The organism is Amycolatopsis sp. EV170708-02-1, assembly GCF_022479115.1.
GTDB lineage: Bacteria > Actinomycetota > Actinomycetes > Mycobacteriales > Pseudonocardiaceae > Amycolatopsis.
In genome coordinates, this window is sequence record NZ_CP092497.1 from 1537401 (window position 1) to 1555137 (window position 17737).

The 17737-nt window shown below is 69.7% G+C and carries 16 protein-coding genes; 7 read left to right on the top strand and 9 right to left on the bottom strand.

The window, feature by feature from the left end; genetic code table 11:
• Position 1: 1 nt before the first annotated feature.
• The 3 genes from MJQ72_RS06950 to MJQ72_RS06960 are packed head-to-tail and all read left to right on the top strand — an operon-like array spanning position 2 to position 6185.
• Positions 2-1888, top strand: coding sequence for a dipeptide/oligopeptide/nickel ABC transporter permease/ATP-binding protein (locus MJQ72_RS06950; RefSeq protein ID WP_240598297.1), 1887 nt, complete (start codon positions 2-4; stop codon positions 1886-1888).
• Positions 1885-2877, top strand: coding sequence for an ABC transporter ATP-binding protein (locus MJQ72_RS06955; protein WP_240598298.1), 993 nt, complete (start codon positions 1885-1887; stop codon positions 2875-2877). The genes MJQ72_RS06950 and MJQ72_RS06955 overlap by 4 nt, the downstream gene beginning before the upstream one ends.
• Positions 2874-6185 (top strand): serine hydrolase, encoded by a 3312-nt coding sequence (locus MJQ72_RS06960; RefSeq protein ID WP_240598299.1) that lies wholly within the window; start codon positions 2874-2876, stop codon positions 6183-6185. Before MJQ72_RS06955 ends, MJQ72_RS06960 begins: the two co-directional genes overlap by 4 nt.
• Before the next feature lie 41 nt (positions 6186-6226).
• On the opposite strand, the gene MJQ72_RS06965 is transcribed toward MJQ72_RS06960, so the two are convergent.
• Complete coding sequence (locus tag MJQ72_RS06965) at positions 6227-6421, bottom strand: hypothetical protein (protein ID WP_240598300.1); 195 nt, start codon at positions 6419-6421, stop codon at positions 6227-6229.
• A 109-nt stretch (positions 6422-6530) separates the two neighbouring features.
• On the opposite strand from MJQ72_RS06965, the gene MJQ72_RS06970 reads away from it, so the two are divergent.
• On the top strand, positions 6531-6971 hold the full coding sequence (locus MJQ72_RS06970; protein ID WP_240598301.1) for a VOC family protein: 441 nt from the start codon (positions 6531-6533) through the stop codon (positions 6969-6971).
• 250 nt (positions 6972-7221) lie between these two features.
• Here MJQ72_RS06970 and MJQ72_RS06975 read toward each other — a convergent pair whose 3' ends face one another.
• A complete protein-coding gene (locus MJQ72_RS06975; RefSeq protein WP_038512999.1) occupies positions 7222-7869 on the bottom strand; it encodes a response regulator transcription factor in 648 nt (215 codons plus the stop codon).
• Positions 7857-9056 carry a sensor histidine kinase gene (locus MJQ72_RS06980; protein WP_240598302.1) on the bottom strand — a complete coding sequence of 400 codons (1200 nt, stop codon included), beginning with the start codon at positions 9054-9056 and terminating at the stop codon, positions 7857-7859. The genes MJQ72_RS06975 and MJQ72_RS06980 overlap by 13 nt, the downstream gene beginning before the upstream one ends.
• A 75-nt stretch (positions 9057-9131) precedes the next feature.
• Here MJQ72_RS06980 and MJQ72_RS06985 point away from each other — a divergent pair, with 75 nt between their 5' ends.
• Positions 9132-9458 carry a putative quinol monooxygenase gene (locus MJQ72_RS06985; RefSeq protein WP_240598303.1) on the top strand — a complete coding sequence of 109 codons (327 nt, stop codon included), beginning with the start codon at positions 9132-9134 and terminating at the stop codon, positions 9456-9458.
• Here MJQ72_RS06985 and MJQ72_RS06990 read toward each other — a convergent pair.
• Positions 9442-10305, bottom strand: coding sequence for an alpha/beta fold hydrolase (locus MJQ72_RS06990; RefSeq protein WP_240598304.1), 864 nt, complete (start codon positions 10303-10305; stop codon positions 9442-9444). The two genes, MJQ72_RS06985 and MJQ72_RS06990, sit on opposite strands and share 17 nt — an antisense overlap.
• Before the next feature lie 121 nt (positions 10306-10426).
• Here MJQ72_RS06990 and MJQ72_RS06995 point away from each other — a divergent pair, with 121 nt between their 5' ends.
• Both MJQ72_RS06995 and MJQ72_RS07000 read left to right on the top strand, forming a co-directional pair.
• Positions 10427-11335: a diiron oxygenase gene (locus tag MJQ72_RS06995; protein WP_240598305.1), complete on the top strand. Its 909-nt coding sequence runs from the start codon at positions 10427-10429 to the stop codon at positions 11333-11335.
• A gap of 1 nt (position 11336) precedes the next feature.
• Positions 11337-12842 (top strand): FAD-dependent oxidoreductase, encoded by a 1506-nt coding sequence (locus tag MJQ72_RS07000; RefSeq protein WP_240598306.1) that lies wholly within the window; start codon positions 11337-11339, stop codon positions 12840-12842.
• Between the two features lie 85 nt (positions 12843-12927).
• Here MJQ72_RS07000 and MJQ72_RS07005 read toward each other — a convergent pair whose 3' ends face one another.
• The 5 genes from MJQ72_RS07005 to MJQ72_RS07025 all read right to left on the bottom strand — a co-directional run bounded on the left by MJQ72_RS07005 (position 12928) and on the right by MJQ72_RS07025 (position 17732).
• The gene (locus MJQ72_RS07005; RefSeq protein ID WP_240598307.1) at positions 12928-14148 is read right to left on the bottom strand and encodes a cytochrome P450; all 1221 of its coding nucleotides are present in this window, start codon (positions 14146-14148) and stop codon (positions 12928-12930) included.
• A gap of 86 nt (positions 14149-14234) precedes the next feature.
• Positions 14235-15188: a PDR/VanB family oxidoreductase gene (locus MJQ72_RS07010; protein WP_240598308.1), complete on the bottom strand. Its 954-nt coding sequence runs from the start codon at positions 15186-15188 to the stop codon at positions 14235-14237.
• Positions 15189-15203: 15 nt separating this feature from the next.
• Positions 15204-15953 carry an SDR family NAD(P)-dependent oxidoreductase gene (locus tag MJQ72_RS07015; RefSeq protein WP_240598309.1) on the bottom strand — a complete coding sequence of 250 codons (750 nt, stop codon included), beginning with the start codon at positions 15951-15953 and terminating at the stop codon, positions 15204-15206.
• Positions 15950-16444 (bottom strand): aromatic-ring-hydroxylating dioxygenase subunit beta, encoded by a 495-nt coding sequence (locus MJQ72_RS07020; RefSeq protein WP_240598310.1) that lies wholly within the window; start codon positions 16442-16444, stop codon positions 15950-15952. The genes MJQ72_RS07015 and MJQ72_RS07020 overlap by 4 nt, the downstream gene beginning before the upstream one ends.
• Positions 16437-17732 carry a Rieske 2Fe-2S domain-containing protein gene (locus MJQ72_RS07025; RefSeq protein ID WP_240598311.1) on the bottom strand — a complete coding sequence of 432 codons (1296 nt, stop codon included), beginning with the start codon at positions 17730-17732 and terminating at the stop codon, positions 16437-16439. The genes MJQ72_RS07020 and MJQ72_RS07025 overlap by 8 nt, the downstream gene beginning before the upstream one ends.
• Positions 17733-17737 lie beyond the last annotated feature (5 nt).

Genomic DNA, 17737 nt, shown 5'->3' on the forward strand with positions numbered 1-17737 from the left:
GATGGCGAAATGGTTCGCGGCCCTGCGCACCCCGGTGGGCGGGTTCGCGGCGGCCCTGCTGGCGCTGGTGCTCGCCCTCGCGGTGTTCGCCCCGATCCTGTGGCACGACAACGCCTTCGCGATCGACACGGACGCCATCGCGCAGGGACCGTCGGCGGCGCACTGGCTCGGCACCGACGATCTCGGCCGCGACATCCTCTTCCGTGTCCTGGTCGCGACCCGGCTTTCGGTCCTGCTGGCCGTGCTCGCGACGGTGATCGGGGTGGTGACCGGGCTCGTCCTCGGCACCTTGCCCTCGCTGCTGCCGAGGCCCGCCGCGCGGCTGGTCACCTCCGCGGTGAACATCGCGGTCGCGTTCCCCGGGCTGTTGCTGGTGTTGTTCTTCTCGGTCATCTTCGGGGTCGGGACACACGGCGCGGTGTTCGCGGTCGGTTTCGCGCTGGCTCCGGCGTTCGCGCGGCTGGCCCAGACGCTGTCGGCTTCGGTGGCGGGGCAGGATTTCGTGTCCGCCGCACGGATCTCCGGAGTCGGCCGGACGCGGTTGCTGATCCGGCACATCCTCCCGAACATCGGCGAACCCTTGGTGGTGAACGCGACCATCGGCGCGGGAGCCTGCCTGCTGGCCTTCTCGGGGCTGTCGTTCCTCGGTATCGGTGTGCAGGCACCGGATTACGACTGGGGACGGCTGCTCGGCGAGGGGCTCAACGGGATCTACGTCAACCCGGCGGCCGCGCTCGCGCCGGGAGTGGCGGTGGTACTGGCCGGGCTCGCCTTCAACCTGGTCGGCGAGACCGTCGCCGGGGTGATCGGCGTCCGCACCGGGCTGCGCAAGCTCGCCCCGCGGCCGGTCACGCCCGCCAGGGAGGACGTGGCCGAGACGCCCGGCGACGCGGTGCTGGTGGTGGAGAATCTCCAGGTCGCGTTCCCTCGTCCGGCGGGCTGGACCGTTCCGGTACGCGGGGTGAGCTTCACCGTCCGCGCGGGCGAGGCGATCGGTGTCGTCGGCGAGTCGGGCTCGGGGAAGAGCCTGACCGGGCTGGCGGTGTCGCGGCTGGTCGAAGCGCCTGCCGTGGTCACCGCGGACAAACTCGAATTCGCCGGCACACCGGTGCTGACGACGCCGGAACGGGACTTGCGCGGGTTGCTCGGCACGTCGCTGGCGATGGTGTTCCAGGATCCGATGACCTCGTTCAACCCGACCAGGCGGATCGGCCGTCAGCTGGCCGAAGTCGCCGAACAGCACCAGGGGCTTCCGCGTGCCAAGGCCTTCGAGCGGGCCGTGGACCGGTTGCGCGCCGTGCGGATCCCCGCCGCCGAACGGCGTGCGCGGCAGTATCCGCACGAGTTCTCCGGCGGGATGCGGCAGCGCGCGATGATCGGCATGGGGCTGATGGGCGATCCGAAGCTCATCATCGCCGACGAGCCGACCACGGCGCTGGACGTCACCGTGCAACGGCAGCTGCTGCGGCTGCTGGCGCGGACCAGGGCCGAACGGGACACGGCGATCATCCTGATCAGCCACGACATCGCGGTCGTTTCGCAGACGTGCGAGCGGATTCTGGTCATGTACGCGGGCCGGGTGGTGGAGGACCTGCCGTCCGCCGCGACGCCGCGGCATCCCTACACGCGGGCACTGATGGCCGCGACGCTCGACCTCGAGACCGATCGTGAGGCTTCGCTCGCGGTGATCCCCGGCCGTCCGCCGGAGCCGGATCGCGTACCCAATGGCTGCGCCTTCGCCGACCGGTGCCCGGTGGCGACCGACCGGTGCCGTCTCGAAGACCCGGTGCTGGAGCGCGTGGAAGCCGGGCACCGCGTCGCCTGCTGGTACCCCGCGCCGCTTTCCCGGCCCGCCAAGGAAACCGTGACCGCCGGAGGTGCGGAATGAGCGATCTCGTCTTCGACGCGGTGAGCGTGCGGTACGGCGGCAGGCGCGGGCTCACCGCTGTCGACCGGGTCGGCCTGACCGTCCCTTCCGGACAGGTCGTCGGGCTCGTCGGCGAATCGGGCTCCGGGAAGTCGACGCTGGCCCGTGCCGCCGTCGGGCTCTCGCCGATCAGCGCGGGACGCGTTCTGCTGGGCGGCGTGGACGTGCGCAAGCTGCCCCGCCGACCGCCCTTGCAGATGGTGTTCCAGGATCCGTATTCCTCTTTGGACCCCCGGATGAGCATCGGGGAGTCGATCACCGAAGCGATCCCGCGTGGCGTCTTGCCCGGCCGCGCGGCGCGCCGGGACGAGGTCGCCCGGCTCCTGGAACTGGTCAATCTCGACCCGGACCGGGCGGGCCATCTGCCCGGGCAGCTTTCCGGCGGCCAGCGGCAGCGGGTGGCGCTCGCCCGCGCGCTGGCCGGGCGGCCCGAGGTGCTGATCGCGGACGAGATCACCTCGGCGCTCGACGTCTCGGTGCAGGGCGCGGTGCTCAACCTCGTCCGGTCCGTGCAACGACGGCTGGGCCTGTCGATGCTGTTCATCTCGCACAACCTCGCGGTGATCCGCTATCTCAGCGACATCGTCGCCGTGATGTACCTCGGCCGGATCGTCGAGGTCGGCCCGGCCGAACAGGTGCTCAGCGACCCGCAGCATCCGTACACCCGGGATCTGCTCGCCGCGGCGCCGTCGGCGACCGGTTCACTGCTGGATCTCGGTGACGCGAGCGAGACCGCCGACGTCGAACCCGCCGACCCGCACCATCCACCCGCCGGGTGCCGCTACCACACCCGCTGCCCGGTCGGCCCGCTCGTGCGTACCGGCCGCGAACTCTGTCTCCAGGCGGATCCTTCGGACGACGCGGCACACCGACGTCATTCGGCGGCCTGCCACTTCAGCGAAAACGAGAGCCACCAGCTCACGATCTCCAGAGGAGCAAGCGCATCATGACCCGACGTCTCGGTCTCGACGACCTGTACGACATCGCCGTCCCCAGCCAGCCTTCGCTTTCCCCGGACGGCGACCGGATCGTCTACGTCCTGCGTACCGCCGACCGCGACGAGGACCGGAACGTGTACACGCTCTGGGAGGTCGGCGCGACCGGCGGCGAAGCGCGGCAGCTGACCCGCGGAACCGCCGACATGGCACCGAAGTGGGCGCCGGACGGCACGCGGATCGCGTTCCTCCGTACGCAGGACGGACCGCCGCAGGTGTGGTTCCTGCCGTCTTCGGGCGGAGAAGCCGAACGGATCACCGAACTCCCGCTGGGTGCGGGCGCCCCGGTCTGGAGCCCGGACGGCGGCAAGATCGCGTTCTCGGCGGCGGTCGACCTGGCGGGCGGGGAACTCGGGCCGAACGCTCCCGTGGTGGCCGACCGCCTGGACTTCAAGGCCGACGGCGCCGGCCTGATCAAGACGATCCGCAAACATCTGCACGTCCTCGACGTCGCCACCCGGGAAGTCCGGCAGGTGACCTTCGGCGATTGGCACGCCGGCGAACCGGCCTGGTCGCCCGACGGCACCAGGCTGGCCTTCTCCGCCGGACGGGACGGTGACGCGGATCTGACCTTCCGTTCCGGTGCCTACGTTCTCGACGTGACCACGAAGACCGCCGAGCCGCGGCTGATCGGCTCCGGCGAGGGCATGGCGGGCACGGTCGGCTGGACCGCCGACGGGACCGCGCTGCTGGTGGTCGGCAGGCCCGATACCGAGGTCGGGCACCTGGGGCTGTGGCGGGTGCCGCTGGACGGTGGCGATCCGGCCGACCTCGCCGCCGCGCTGGACCGCAACGTGATGTCCGGCGGCCCCGGTTATCCGGGGGCCCTGCCGCAGGTGACGGACGACGGCACCGTGCTGTTCGGCGTCCGCGACCGCGGCTGCACCCATCTGTACGAAGTGGACGCCCAGGGCGGGACCCCGCGCGCGGTGCTGGCCGGCGCGGACCGCGTCGTGTCCGGAATGGACATCTCGGGTGGGCGGGTCGTGGTCGTCCTCGCCACGGCCACGTCGTTCGGTGAGGTCACCGTCGTCGACCGGGCCTCCGGCGCGATCGAGGTGCGGACCGGGCACGGCGAGTCCGACGTCGAGCTCTTCCGCCACGAGGAACGGGAATTCACCATCGCCGACGGCACCGTCGTCCACGGCTGGCTGCTGCGGGACCCGTCGCGATCCGGCGCCGCGCCACTGCTGCTCGACATCCACGGCGGACCGCACAACGCCTGGAACGGCGCGGCCGACTCGATCCACCTCTATCACCAGGCGCTCGTTGCCCGAGGCTGGGCCGTACTGCTGCTCAACCCGCGCGGCAGCGACGGCTACGGCGAGGACTTCTACACCGGCGCGGTCGGCGGTTGGGGTGTCGCCGACGCGGCCGACTTCCTCGAACCCTTGGACCAGCTGGTCGCGGAAGGGATCGCCGACGCGGACCGGCTCTCCGTGGCGGGCTACAGCTACGGCGGGTTCATGACCTGCTATCTGACCAGCCGCGACGACCGCTTCGCCGCCGCCGTCGCCGGCGGTGTGGTCAGCGACCTCACCAGCATGGGCGGCACCTCCGACGCCGGGCACTACCTGGCCGTCGGTGAACTCGGTGGTCCGGCGTGGGACAAGGCGAACGAGCGGTTCTCGCCGTTCGCCCGCGTCGCCGACGTGCGGACGCCGACGCTCGTCGTCCAGGGTGCGAACGACGACCGGTGCCCGGTCGGTCAGGCCGAGCAGTGGTTCGGCGCCCTGCGCGCTCGGGGTGTCCCGTCCCGGCTGGTGCTGTACCCGGACGCCTCGCACCTGTTCATCCTCGATGGACCGCCCTCGCAGCGCGTCGACTTCAACCGGCGCGTCCTCGAATGGGTCGAGCAGTACGCGGCGCCCGCGGACGGGGTGTCGCGGGTGCCGATCGAAGTGGCGCACTGGCGTCGCCGTCTGGCCGAGCTGGCGCGCAAGTACCGTGTTCCCGGTGCGGCGCTGGGCATCACGCGGGTCGGTGATGACGCCGAGGTCTTGGCCTCTTACGGCGTGCTGAACACGACGACCGGAGTCGAGGTCACCGAAGACTCGGTGTTCCAGATCGGCTCGATCTCCAAGGTGTGGACCGCGACCGTGGTCATGCAGCTGGTCGACGAGGGCCTGCTCGATCTCGACGCGCCGATCGCCGACGTCGTCCCCGAACTGCGGCTCGCCGATCCGGACGTCGCCAAGCAGGTGACCATGCGGCATCTGCTGACGCACACCAGCGGGATCGACGGGGACGTCTTCACCGACACCGGCCGAGGCGACGACTGCCTCGAACGCTATGTGGAAATCCTCGACCAGGCCGCGCAGAACCATCCTCTCGGCGAGACTTTCTCGTACTGCAACTCGGGTTTCGTGCTGATGGGCCGGGTGATCGAGAAGCTCACCGGGCAGACCTGGGACGCGGCGATGCGGGAGAAACTGTTCGCCCCGCTCGGTCTCACCCACACCGTGACGCTGCCCGAGGAGGCGCTGTTGCACCGCGCGGCCGTCGGGCACGTCGGTGGCGCGGACGAAGAGCCGAAGCCCGCCCCGGTCTGGGGACTGCCGCGGAACATGGGGCCGGCGGGCCTGATCACCGCCACCACCAAGGACGTGCTCGGCTTCGCCCGGTTGCATCTGACCGGCGGGCTCACCCCGTCCGGTGAGCGGATCCTGACCACGGCGTCCGCCGCCGCGATGGCCGAGAAGCACGCCGACCTCCCCGACAAGCACTCCCTCGGCGACTCGTGGGGCCTCGGCTGGATCCGCGACGACTGGAGCGGACGGCGGATCATCGGCCACGACGGCAACACGATCGGGCAGTCCGCGTTCCTGCGGCTGCTGCCCGATCAGGGGCTCGCCGTCACGCTGCTCACCAACGGCGGCAACACCCGCGACCTGTTCGAGGAGCTGTACCGGGAGATCTTCGCGGAACTGGCGGATGTGGCGATGCCGCGGCCGCTGACGCCGCCCTCTCCGCCGGTCACCGTCGACGGTTCGAGGCACGTCGGCGTCTACGAACGGGCCGGTGTGCTGATGGAGGTCCTGTCCGAAAAGGACGGACTCCGGCTGCGGCAGACGGCGACGGGCCCGCTGGCGGAGCTGATGCCGGAGAAGACGATGGAGTTCGACCTGGTCCCGGTGACCGACTCGCTCTACGTCTGCCGTGAGCCGGGCGCGCAGACCTGGATGCCGGTCACGTTCTACACATTGCCGACAGGGGAGCCGTACATGCACCATGGCGTGCGCGCGACGCCGAAGGTGTCCTGAACGATTCGGCCCGCCCGGACACCCGGGCGGGCCGATCGCTTTCAGGCCTTGCGTCGTGCGATGTAGCGGACGATCAGCAGCACGATGCACACGACCGAGACGGCGCCGGCGGCCATGCGGAACGTCCAGTCCAGCCCCGCGAACTGGCCGATCGAGTTGGTGGCGGCGCTGACGAGCAGGACCAGCCAGAGGGCGGCGGTGACCATCGTGCCGCCGGCGTTTTTGGTGTCGTTCATGGGAAAGACGCTATGGTTCGACGGATCGGGGGACCAGGGGAGTGACCCCCGTCGTGGGGTGGTGCCAGCGCTACCCCACGACAGCCGGACCGAGCGAAGGAGTTCCATCGTGGCGATCCATCGGATGGACAACGTCCTCATCGTCGTCGAAGACCTCGACGCGGTCATCGCGTTCTTCGTCGAACTGGGGATGGAGCTGGAAGGCAAGGGGCCACTCGACTGGCCCGGCGCGGAACGGGTCATCGGGCTCGAAGACGTCAGCCAGGACGTCGCCATGCTGCGGATCCCGGGCGGTCCGGGGCGGATCGAGCTGGCGAAGTTCCATCGGCCGAAGGCCATCAAACCTGAGCCCGCTCCGGCGAACACGCTGGGCATCCGCCGCGTCATGTTCGCCGTCGACGACATCGACGACGTGGTGGCCCGCCTGCGCGCTCACGGCGCCGAACTCGTGGGTGCGGTGGAGGAGTACGAGAACGTCTACCGGCTCTGCTACGTCCGCGGTCCGGAGGACATCGTCGTCGGGCTCGCGGAAGAACTCGGGGCCTCGTGAGAACCCGGATAGCGCGATATCGACCTGGCGTGCGATCACGCCGCGGCCGACTTGTCCCTCGATGATTCGATGTCGGTGAGCGGGGAGGATTTCGGACGTTCAGTGTCCGGAATCTTCCCCGCTCGGCGTGAGCTTGATCGACGGAGGATTGGGGACACTCAACGTCCCGAATCCTCCACACTCGAATCAGGTGGCCGCGGGCACCTCACATTCGCCCTGCTCAGACATGGGTGAGCAGTAACGGAGGGCCTCAGCCTTTTCCGCCCAGGTACGCCAGCACCGCCAAGACCCGCCGGTGCCCGCTGTCCTCCGGCAACCCGAGCTTCGCGAAGATGTTCCGGATGTGCTTGTGCACCGCGCCGTCGCTCACCACCAGCAGTTCGGCGATGGTCGTGTTGTTGTAGCCCTCCGCCATCAGCCCGAGCACCTCGCGCTCCCGCGCGGTCAGCCCTTCGAGCGGATCGGTCGCCCGGCGGTGCGCCATCAGCTGGGTGATCACCTCGGGGTCCATGGCCGTCCCGCCCTTGACGACCCGGTCCAGCGCGTCGAGGAACTTCTCGACCTTCCCCACCCGCTCTTTGAGCAGGTACCCGACGGCGCCCTTGCCGTCGGCCAGGAGTTCCGCCGCGTAGCCGGTCTCGACGTGGGCGGACAGCACGAGCACGGGCAGCCCGGGGTACATCTTCCGCGCCTTGACGGCGGCGCGGAGGCCTTCGTCGGTGTGGGTCGGCGGCAGCCGGACGTCGGTGATCACCGCGTCGGGCCGGTCCTTGGTGACCAGTTCGAGGAACTCGTCCACGTCGTCCACCGCGGCGGCGACGTCGATGCCCGAGGTGTTCAGCAGCATCACCAGGCCTTCGCGCAGCAGCGCGTCGTCCTCGACGATCACGACCCGCATGGCAACTCCACTTTCAGTACGGTCGGCCCACCCGCGGGGCTCGACAGTTTCAAGGTCCCGTCGAAGGCCTCGGCCCGTTTGCGGATCCCGGACAGGCCGCTGCCGCCGGATTCGTCGGCGCCGCCGTGGCCGTCGTCGCGGATTTCGATGAGCAGGGTGTCGGCGGTGCCGTCGAGGGTGATCCAGGCGTGTTCGGCGCCGGAATGCTTGGTGATGTTGGCCAGCATCTCGGCGACGACGAAGTACGCGGCCGCCTCGACCGCGGCGGGACGACGACTGCGGCTGCGAACGTCCACAGTGCACGGAACGGGGCAGCGGTCGGCCAGTGCCGTGACGGCGCCGTCGAGGCCGCGGTCGGTCAGCAGCGGCGGGTGGATACTGCGTACGACGGTCCGGAGTTCGGCGAGCGCGCCGGTCGCGGTGTCTTGCGCCTTGCCGAGCAACTCCCGCGCCCGCTGCGGATCCTTCTCGAAGAGCGAGTCGGCGATCCCCAGCTGCAGCACCACCGCGGCGATCCTCGCCTGCGTCCCGTCGTGCAGGTCGCGTTCGAGGCGGCGGAGTTCGGCGCCGTGCGCCTCCAGCGCGGCGGCCCGCGACGCGGCCAGTTCGACGACGCGGTCGGTCAGCACCACGCCTGGCGCCGGCGCGAGCAGCCTGCGCGTGATGGAGGCCTGCCAGCGGGCCACCCGGGGGAACAGGAAGATCAGCGCGATCATGCCGGCGCCGGTGATCGCGCTGAGCGCCGCCAGCGGCCACGACGTGACCATGAACCCGAGGGAGCTTTCCACGCCGCCGGGGACCGTCGGCCAGATGAACGCCGTGACGATCTGCCGGAGCCCGCCGAGCGGCAGGGCGACGGCGAAGATGCCGATGACGAAACCGGTGGCGCCGTGGAAGACGAGCCAGCCCAGATCCCGTCGCGACGCCGGATCGGTCACCGGGTTCCCGGACCGGTACGGCTCGGGGATCGGCTCGCCCAGCAGCCGGGCGGCCCGCCGTCGTTCGAAGTTGACCGGGCGCCGGATGAGCTGGAGCGCGATGGGCAACGCCGGGATCCCGACCCCGAACGGGCACATCAGCAGCACGAACAGCATGCCGACGAGGACGAACCAGGCGACCATGGAGGAGGCCGCGCCGACCGCCAGGTACCGGATCGCGGACCAACAGGACCGGAGCCGGGTGATCACGAGGACAGTCTTTCATCCGGCCTTCGGTGGCCTCGGAGCGGAGCGCGTGAAGGCCCGCTTTGCGATACTCGGGCCATGATCCTGATCGTCCTCAAAGCACAGATCCGTCCCGAGAAGCGAACCGAATGGCTGGCGGGTATCGAGCGCTACACGCGGCAGGTGCGCAGCGAACCCGGCAACGTCTCGTTCGACTACTACCAGAACGCCGGTGACGAGAACGAGTTCGTCCTGGTGGAGGTCTTCGCCGACAGCGCGGCGGGCGACGCGCACGTCGCCACTCAGCACGCCCAGGACTTCTTCCCGTTCATGTCGACCGTGGTCGCCGAGAAGCCCCGGATCAACTACCAGAACCTCGACGGCGACGCGTGGTCGGAGATGGCCGAGGTCACGCCCGTCGACTAGCGGCGTCCGCGGCGGTGCGGTCGATGATGCCGGCCAGCGTCGTCGCGGCTTCTTCGGGGACCCAGTGGCTGACGCCGGTCAGGATTTCGAGCCGGTAGGCGGCGTCGACGTACTGGCCGGCGAGTTCGGCGCTTCGCCGGGACAGCGCGGTGTCGCCGTCGCTCCAGACGTGGGTGGTCGGCACGGTGACCCGGGCGCGGAGGGCGGCCGGGTGCTGGAAGAGCATCGCGCGGTACCAGTTCAGCCCGCCGGTGAGCGCCCCGCCGCGGACGATGTCCCGGCGGACCTGGTCGATCTGGGCGGGTGTCATCCCGGTGCCGGCCAGCGTGCGTTCGAGCACGCGTGGCCGGCTCCGGATGGCGAGCTCGGGCAGCCAGGGGAGCTGGAACAGGAACATGTAGTAGGACCGGACGAGCTGGTCGCTGCCGAGCATCGCGCGGAGGAACGCTCCGGGATGCGGGACCGAAACGGTGGTCAGCGACCTCACCAGGTCCGGTCGCCGTGCCGTCGTCGACCAGGCGGCGACGGCGCCCCAGTCGTGTCCGACGAGGTGGACCGGCCCGGAGCCGAGGGTCTCGATGAGGGCGACCGTGTCGGCCACGAGGCGGCCGGACCGGTAGGCGAAGCGGCCTCGCGGGCAGGCGCGGGGTGAGTAGCCGCGCTGGTCGGGCACGATCGTGCGGTATCCCCGCTGGTGGAGCTGGGCCGCGGTGTCGGTCCAGGAGGCGCCGGTCTGCGGGAAACCGTGCAGCAGGACGGCGACGGCGCCGTCGAGCGGGCCGGTGTCCCGGACGTCGAAGATCAGTCCTTCGTGGTCGAAGGTGGCGATGCGGCGGGGTGCGGTCATGGGTGGATTTCCCCTTCTTCCGTGGGGGCTGCGAGCCGCCCGACTATATGTTACCTTGAGTAACAGTGAATTGCGGTAACAGGTAGCCGCGCACTCTGTCGACGTCGTCAGGGAGGTCCGTATGACCAGCACCGATGTGCCACGAACGGCCGGGACCGGCCGCCACGAGACCGCGCAGCGGCTCCTCGATTCGTCCGCGATGCTGTCCTACGACCCGGCCACCGAGGTGGACTGGGAGACGCCGCTGGACAAGGACTTCCACGGCGCCAGCCCGGAGTGGAGCACCCTCTACGGCACGAGCTACTGGGCCGAGATGAGCCCGGAGCAGCAGAAGGAGCTCACACGCCAGGAAGCCGCCTCGGTCGCGAGCACCGGCATCTGGTTCGAGATGATCCTGCAGCAGATGGTGCTGCGTGACTTCTACGCCAAGGACCCGACCGATCCGGCGTTCCAATGGGCGCTCACCGAGATCGCCGACGAATGCCGTCACTCGATCATGTTCGCCCGCGGCGCGGAGAAGCTCGGCGCGCCGCCGTACCGCCCGCGCAAGCTCGCCGTCGAACTCGGCCGGATCTTCAAGGCGACGGCCGGCGGCGAAGCGGCGTACGCGGCGATCCTCGTCGCCGAAGAAGTCCTCGACGTCATGCAGCGCGACTGGATGCGCGACGAACGCGTGGTCCCGTTCGTGCGCACCATCAACAACATCCACGTGGTCGAAGAGTCCCGGCACATGAAGTTCGCCCGTGAAGAGACGCGTGAGCAGCTGGAGGGCGCGGGCTTCCTGCGCCGCCGGATCAACGCGCTGGTCGTCGCGATCGCGTCGTACTTCATCGTCAGCAGCATGATCAACCGCGACGTCTACAAGCACGCGGGGCTCGACGCCAAGCGCGCCTTGCGCGAGGCGAAGGCCAACGAACACCACAAGGCGATGATGCGGTCCAGCTGCGCCGGGCTGATGGAGTTCCTCGGCTCGTGCGGTCTGCTCACCCGCCCCGCGCTGGTGTTCTACAAGCGGGCGAACCTGATCTGACATGGCCTTCGCGATCACCCAGACCTGCTGCAACGACGCCACCTGCGTGTCGGTCTGCCCGGTCAACTGCATCCACCCGACGCCGGACGAGCCCGATTTCGGCACCACCGAGATGCTCTACGTCGATCCGGCCACGTGCATCGACTGCGGGGCCTGCGCGGACGCCTGCCCGGTGGACGCCATCTTCCCGGCGGATCTGCTGACCGGACCGCTGCAGGTGTACGCGGGAATCAACGCGGCCTTCTACGCCGACCGCGAGCCCGTCGCCTCGGTGGACCCGGCGCCGAACTTCCACCGGTGGGGCCCGCCGACGTTCGACCGGGCCATCCCGAGCGACTTCGCGCCGCCGGACATCGCCGTCGTCGGCACCGGCCCGGCCGGTATGTACGCGGTGGAGGATCTGCTTCTCCACACGAACGCGCGGGTCACGCTGATCGACCGGCTGCCGGTCGCGGGCGGGCTCGTCCGCTACGGCGTCGCCCCGGACCACCCGGCCACGAAGCGGATCGGGGAGACTTTCTCGCGTCTTCACGAGCATCCTCGGCTGAAGATGCGCCTGGGCACCGAGATCGGCCGCGACGTGTCGGTGCACGAACTGGCCGAGCGGCACGACGCCGTCGTCTACGCGGTCGGTGCCTCGTCCGCGCGCAGTCTCGGCCTGGACGGCGAGGATCTGCCCGGCAGTATCGCCGCGACCACCGTCGTCGCCTGGTACAACGGTCATCCGGACGTGCCCGCGAACGCGGTCGACCTGTCCGCGGAGCGTGTCGTACTGGTCGGCACCGGGAATGTCGCGCTGGACGTGGCCCGGATCCTCACCGCCGACCCGGACGACCTCGCCGGGACGACGATCGCCCCGCACGCACTGGAACGCTTGCGTAACAGCAAGATCCGGGAGGTCGTGCTGCTCGCCCGGCGCGGACCGGAGGACGCCGCGTACACGTCGCCGGAGCTGCTCGCCTTGGCCGCTCGCGACGGCGTGCCCCTGATCGTCGACGAGGCGGACCCGCGGACCGCGGCCGCGATCGACGCGGGCAACGGCAAAGCGGCGCTGTTGCGCGAACTCAGCCGTGAGACGGTCGATTGGACCGCGCCTCCGGCCGGGGACTCGCGCCGGATCGTCCTGCGCTTCCACTCCGCGCCCACCGAGATCATCGGCGATACGCAGGTTCGCGGTCTGCGCGTCACGGGTGGGGACGGGCCGGTGGAAATCGCCGCCGGTCAGGTCGTCCGCGCCGTCGGCTATCGAGGTGTCCCGCTACCGGGGCTTCCGTTCGACGACGACCGGGGCACGATCCCGAACACCGCCGGTCGCGTCGACGGGCTCAGCGGCGCCTACGTGGTCGGCTGGATCAAACGCGGTCCCTCGGGCGGGATCGGCGCGAACCGCACTTGTGCGCGGGAGACCGTGGCGACCTTGCTGGAGGACATCACTTCCGGCGCGCTTCCGGTACGGGGCAGGCGGTCGCCGGTCGGCGCGCTGGCGGCGCGGTTCCGCGGCCGCTGACCGCCGCGACTGTCGTGTCGCGAAAGCCACTTTCGCGACGTCTGATGTCCTGAAAGTGGCTTTCGCGACACGGGTATCGGAGGTGCTACCCGGCTTCTGGTCCCTTCAGCAGCACCGGCAGCACACGGTGCCCGTTCGAGATGAACGAGTCCAGATGCCGCAGCTCCTCCGGTGCGGTCGCGAGGGTCATGTCCGGGAAACGCTCGAACAGCGCCGGTAGAGCGATCGCCGCCTCGAGCCGGGCCAGCGGCGCGCCGATGCAGAAGTGCGCTCCGAAGCCGAAGGCGATATGCGCCTTGTCCGTGCGCGTGACGTCGAACGCGTCGGCGTCGTGCCCGTGCAGTGCGGGGTCTCGCCCGGCGGCGGCGTAGCCCGCCAGAATCGCGTCGCCCTGCCGGATGACCACGCCGGCGACGGCGATGTCCTCGACGGCGTAGCGCAACGGCAGGTTCGCCACGGGTGCCTGCCACCGCAAGGTCTCCTCGATCGCGTCGGTCCAGGAGGCCTGTCCGGCGCGGAGCAGGGCGAGCTGGTCCGGATGGGCCAGTAGCGCGGTGATGGCCTGGTCGAGGAGGTTCACGGTGGTTTCATGGCCGGCGGAGATGAACAGGATGAGGGTGTCGATCAGTTCCGTTTCGTCGAGCCGGGCGCCGTCGGCCTGCGCGGCGATGAGCGCGGTGGTGAGATCCTCGCCGGGGTTCTCCCGCTTGGCGGCGACGAGTTCGGTGAAGATCGAGTGGATGTCCTGGTACGCGGCCAGCATCGCCTCTTGGCTCGCCGACGTCCGGAAGAAGACGTCGACCGAGTGCCGAAGCCTGCCGCGCGCCGAGTCCGGTACGCCGAACAGATGGCAGATCACTTCGATGGGGACCGGATAGGCGAAGTTCTCCCGCAGATCGACGGGTTCGTCCGCGGGCCGGGCCGCGAGCCCGTCCAGCAGATCGGTGACGATCCGGGTGATCCATGGCTCCAGCGTGGCGATCCTGCGTGCCGTGAAGGCCTGCGTCACGAGCGAGCGGAGCCGTTTGTGGTCGGCACCGTAGGCGGTGAACATGTTCCGCACGGAGACCCACACCAGCAACGGCCAGTCCGCGCTGACGTCGGCCAGCGCCGGCCAGTGCTGCCGGGCGTCCTTGGAAACCCGCGGGTCGCTGAGCAGATCGCGCAGGAGTTCGTATCCCGTCACCGACCAGGCCACGACACCGCCCGGCAATTCGACCCGGGTGATCGGGCCGTGTTCGCGTAGTCGTTCGTTCTCGGCGTGGATGTCTTGGCCGTTCGGATCCAGAACCAGGGGACGCGTCACCGGGGATCACCCTTTCTCGGCGGAGCGGACCGGGTCCAGCGTGCCAGCGGTGCCCGTCGCCCGGCTATTCGCCAAACGGTGGTCGCTCAGTACAGCTCGATGACGAGCCGGTCGGTGAGCGCACGTGAGACACAAAGTGCCATTTGGCCTTCGCGGTCGGCCGCGGTCAGGCAGTTGTCCCGATGGTCCGGCGTGCCTTCGAGCACGCCGGACACACACGAGCCGCAAATCCCTTCCTCACAGGACTTGAACACCTCGATGCCGTTGTCCTCCAGCACCGCCAGGATCGATTTCCCCGCCGGTACCTCGAATTCCTCGCCGGTGTCGAGTTCGACGGTCAGGGGACGGTCGCCGGAGGTGTCCACTTCCGCGGCTTCGAAATGCTCGACGTGCACGTGGTCCGCGCCGACGACCGGGCCGAGCACGTCGCCGACCTGGCGCATGAAACCGTCGGGGCCACAGGTGTAGACGTGGGCCGACGGCGTCAGGACCTCGGCGATCGTCCGCAGAACGGCGGGATGTTCGCCGCGCGGGACGCCGAAATGCGGCCGGACGCGGTCGGCGAACTCGACCCGTTCCTCCAGAAGTCCCACGAACGCCGCGGTTTCCCTCGAACGCGCGAAGTAGTGCAGCTCGAATTCGCTGCCCCAGGTGTAGAGCTCGTAGGCCATCGAAAGCAGCGGCGTGATGCCGATGCCACCGGCGACGAGGACGTGCCGGTCCGCGTCTTCGGCGACCGTCAGGAGATTGCGCGGCTCGCTGATCTTGAGGTGATCGCCGACCGAGACCTGGTGCATCGCCACGGATCCACCGCGCGAGTCCGGCTCCCGTTTGACCGCGATCAGGATCGACCGCGGATCGTCGGGGGCGCCGCACAGCGAATACTGCCGCAGCACCCCCGTCGGGCCGACCACATCGACATGCGCCCCCGCCCGGTAACGGACGCGCAGCGGTTCGTCGTCCTCCCGGACCAGCCGCAGGGTACGGATTTCCGGTGTCTCCTCGGTGATTTCGACGACGCGGAACAGGACGTTCGTCATCCAGGTGCCTCCAGGTCAGCGCATGAACAGGCCGCCGTTCGCGTCCCAGCAGGCGCCGGTGACGGAGGCGGCTTCGGGGGAGGCGAGCAACGCCACCATCTCGGCGATGAACGTCATGCTGCCCAGCCGTCCGACCGGGATTCCGGTCGTCAGCCGGTCGAGGTTCTCCTCACCGACGATCCGGTGGACCATGGGGCTGTCCTGCGGTCCGGGGGAGACCGCGTTCACGGTGACGCCGCTGGCGGCGAGCTCGCGGGCGAACACCTTGGTCGCCGTCAGGACCGCGCCTTTGGACGACGCGTAATGCCCGCCGGTCGTGGTTCCGCCGTTCTGGCCCGCCAGGGAGGCCATGTTGACGATCCGGCCGTACCCCGCCTCGGCCATATGCGCGCCGAACAGCTGACAGGCGTGGAAGGTGCCGTTGAAGTTCACCGCCATCACCTCGTCGAGCTCCTGCGGCGTGATCTCCAGCAACGGCCGCGCCTGGGTGCGCGCGGCGTTGTTGACCAGCACCTGGACCCCGCCGAAGTCACCGAGCACCGACGCGAGCAGCTGGTCGATGTCGGGACGGCTGGCGACGTCGACGCGGTAGCTCTGGGCGTGTGCCCCGCTCCGGTCGAGTTCGGTTGCGAGGCGTTTCGCGGCGGCCTCGTCGAGGTCGGCGATCGCCACCCGGTGGCCACCGCTGTGCAGGCGCCGGGCGATCCGCTCGCCGAGCCCGGTCGCCCCGCCGGTGATCACGGCGACCGGCGCGGTGCCGCTCACAGCAGGAATCCCGCGGCGGGAACGGCTTCGTCGGCGTTGACCAGACGGACGACCTTGCGGGCGAAGCGGTCTTCGTCGCCACTAGCGCCGAGGCGGACGACGTAGTCGACGTCCGCGGCCCAGAGGTCGTGACGGCCGCGTTTGTACGCCACGATGATCTGTGCGGCCTTGAGCGTGACCGACCGGTCGCCGACGTCGGTGGGGATGAAACGCGAGACGGTCCGCACGGTGATCGCCGAGTCCACCGCGGCGATCGCGTAGCCCTCGGTCATCCGCCGCACGCGCAGCCCGCGCATCCGGGCGTCGTCGTGGACCATGTTGAGGACGTCGTCGAAGTCCTCGGCGTCGCGTTCGATCGGGATGATGTACATCGCGTCGTCGGCGTAAAGTCCTTGCCAGGCCTCGTAGTCCTTGGCGTCCAGCAGCGCGGCCTCGCGCCAGGCCAGCTCGATCGCGCGGACCACCCGCGGATCGGTGAGGGTCTCAGTCATCGCTCATCATCCGCTTCCATTGGGCGTACGCCGCCCGCATTCCGGTCTCGTCGGTGACGTGGCTGGTCGGCCAGCCCTCGGCCGAGGGCTTCTCGCGCCCCAGACCGCGGTTGACCATGATCGGCAGCTCGGGCGCGCCCTGGGCGCCGCGCTGCACCCGGTCCCAGCCTTCGGAGTCGTCCGGAGTGCCGAACCCGAACGGACCCTGGAAATGCTCGTGGGCGCGCAGCCGCTCCCGGTTGACCGGCCCGACGATCTCGGCCGGGCCGTCGCTGCCGAGGGCGACGTGCTCGATGACGGTCTCGTCGACGCTGATCGGCCGCAACACCCGGAAGAACGAGATCGACATCGACACGTTCGGGAACAGATTGAGGTTGAACCCGGTGCCGTGCACGGCACGGACGAGCCTGCGGATCTCGGCTTCGTTCGCCCCGGCGGCTTCGAGCCGGGCGACCAGGCCGTCGAACCGCGGCTGGAGCGGCTCGCTGCCGTCGTCCGCCTCCAGATCGGAGTGTTCGGGGACCATCTGCATCACCGAGTGGCCGTTCCCCAGATCGTGGGTGACCGCCGTCGGATCGGTCATGAACGACATCATCTCGGCGGTTTCCGCGTCGACCGAGGCCATCCAGGAGCGGTGCACGATGGGGAAGTGGTACCCGTCGGTGGTGTTCTCCAGCTGGATCTTCCAGTTGCCGCGGTAAGTGAACCGATGGGTGCCGAGCACCTTCACCGGGTAGCCGCCACCCTGCGCCATGAAGCGATCGATCCACAGTTTGACGTCGCCGAGGAAATCGGCCAGCGGCTCGGCCTCGGCGTTCAGGGTCGCGAAGATCATCCCGCCGTAGGACTCGGTGCGCAGGGTCTTCAGCCCGAGATCGGCCTTGTCCATGACACCCTCGTACCCGTCGGGGTACGGGATGCCACGCAGTTTGCCGTCGAGGCCGTAGGACCAGGCGTGGTACGGGCAGGTGAACCCGTTGGCGTGGCCCGTTTTCTTCTCGCAGAGCGACGCGCCCCGGTGGCGGCAGCGGTTCACGAGCGTGCGGATCTCACCCTTGCGGTCCTTGGTGACGATGACCGGATGCCGTCCGACGTGGGTCGATTTGAAGCTGCCCGCCTTGGGCAGTTCCGATTCGTGGGCGACCCAGATCCACGACTTCTCGAAGATCTTCGTCATCTCCTGGTCGAAGATCGCGGGGTCGGTGTACATCCGGCCGGCGACCCGGTCGCCGAGGACGAGGTCCGCGGGCGGCAGGTCGTACACGGTGGCGGCGGTGAATTCGGTCATCGCGA

What these genes read in the sequence shown, in the direction of transcription:
- MJQ72_RS06950 (WP_240598297.1), top strand. Translation starts at nt 2, where the DNA reads ATGGCGAAATGGTTCGCGGCCCTGCGCACCCCGGTGGGCGGGTTCGCG.
- MJQ72_RS07025 (WP_240598311.1), bottom strand. Translation starts at nt 17,732, where the DNA reads ATGACCGAATTCACCGCCGCCACCGTGTACGACCTGCCGCCCGCGGAC.
- MJQ72_RS07000 (WP_240598306.1), top strand. Translation starts at nt 11,337, where the DNA reads ATGGCCTTCGCGATCACCCAGACCTGCTGCAACGACGCCACCTGCGTG.
- MJQ72_RS07010 (WP_240598308.1), bottom strand. Translation starts at nt 15,188, where the DNA reads ATGACGAACGTCCTGTTCCGCGTCGTCGAAATCACCGAGGAGACACCG.
- MJQ72_RS06960 (WP_240598299.1), top strand. Translation starts at nt 2,874, where the DNA reads ATGACCCGACGTCTCGGTCTCGACGACCTGTACGACATCGCCGTCCCC.
- MJQ72_RS06975 (WP_038512999.1), bottom strand. Translation starts at nt 7,869, where the DNA reads ATGCGGGTCGTGATCGTCGAGGACGACGCGCTGCTGCGCGAAGGCCTG.
- MJQ72_RS06985 (WP_240598303.1), top strand. Translation starts at nt 9,132, where the DNA reads ATGATCCTGATCGTCCTCAAAGCACAGATCCGTCCCGAGAAGCGAACC.
- MJQ72_RS06965 (WP_240598300.1), bottom strand. Translation starts at nt 6,421, where the DNA reads ATGAACGACACCAAAAACGCCGGCGGCACGATGGTCACCGCCGCCCTC.
- MJQ72_RS06995 (WP_240598305.1), top strand. Translation starts at nt 10,427, where the DNA reads ATGACCAGCACCGATGTGCCACGAACGGCCGGGACCGGCCGCCACGAG.
- MJQ72_RS06955 (WP_240598298.1), top strand. Translation starts at nt 1,885, where the DNA reads ATGAGCGATCTCGTCTTCGACGCGGTGAGCGTGCGGTACGGCGGCAGG.
- MJQ72_RS07020 (WP_240598310.1), bottom strand. Translation starts at nt 16,444, where the DNA reads ATGACTGAGACCCTCACCGATCCGCGGGTGGTCCGCGCGATCGAGCTG.
- MJQ72_RS06990 (WP_240598304.1), bottom strand. Translation starts at nt 10,305, where the DNA reads ATGACCGCACCCCGCCGCATCGCCACCTTCGACCACGAAGGACTGATC.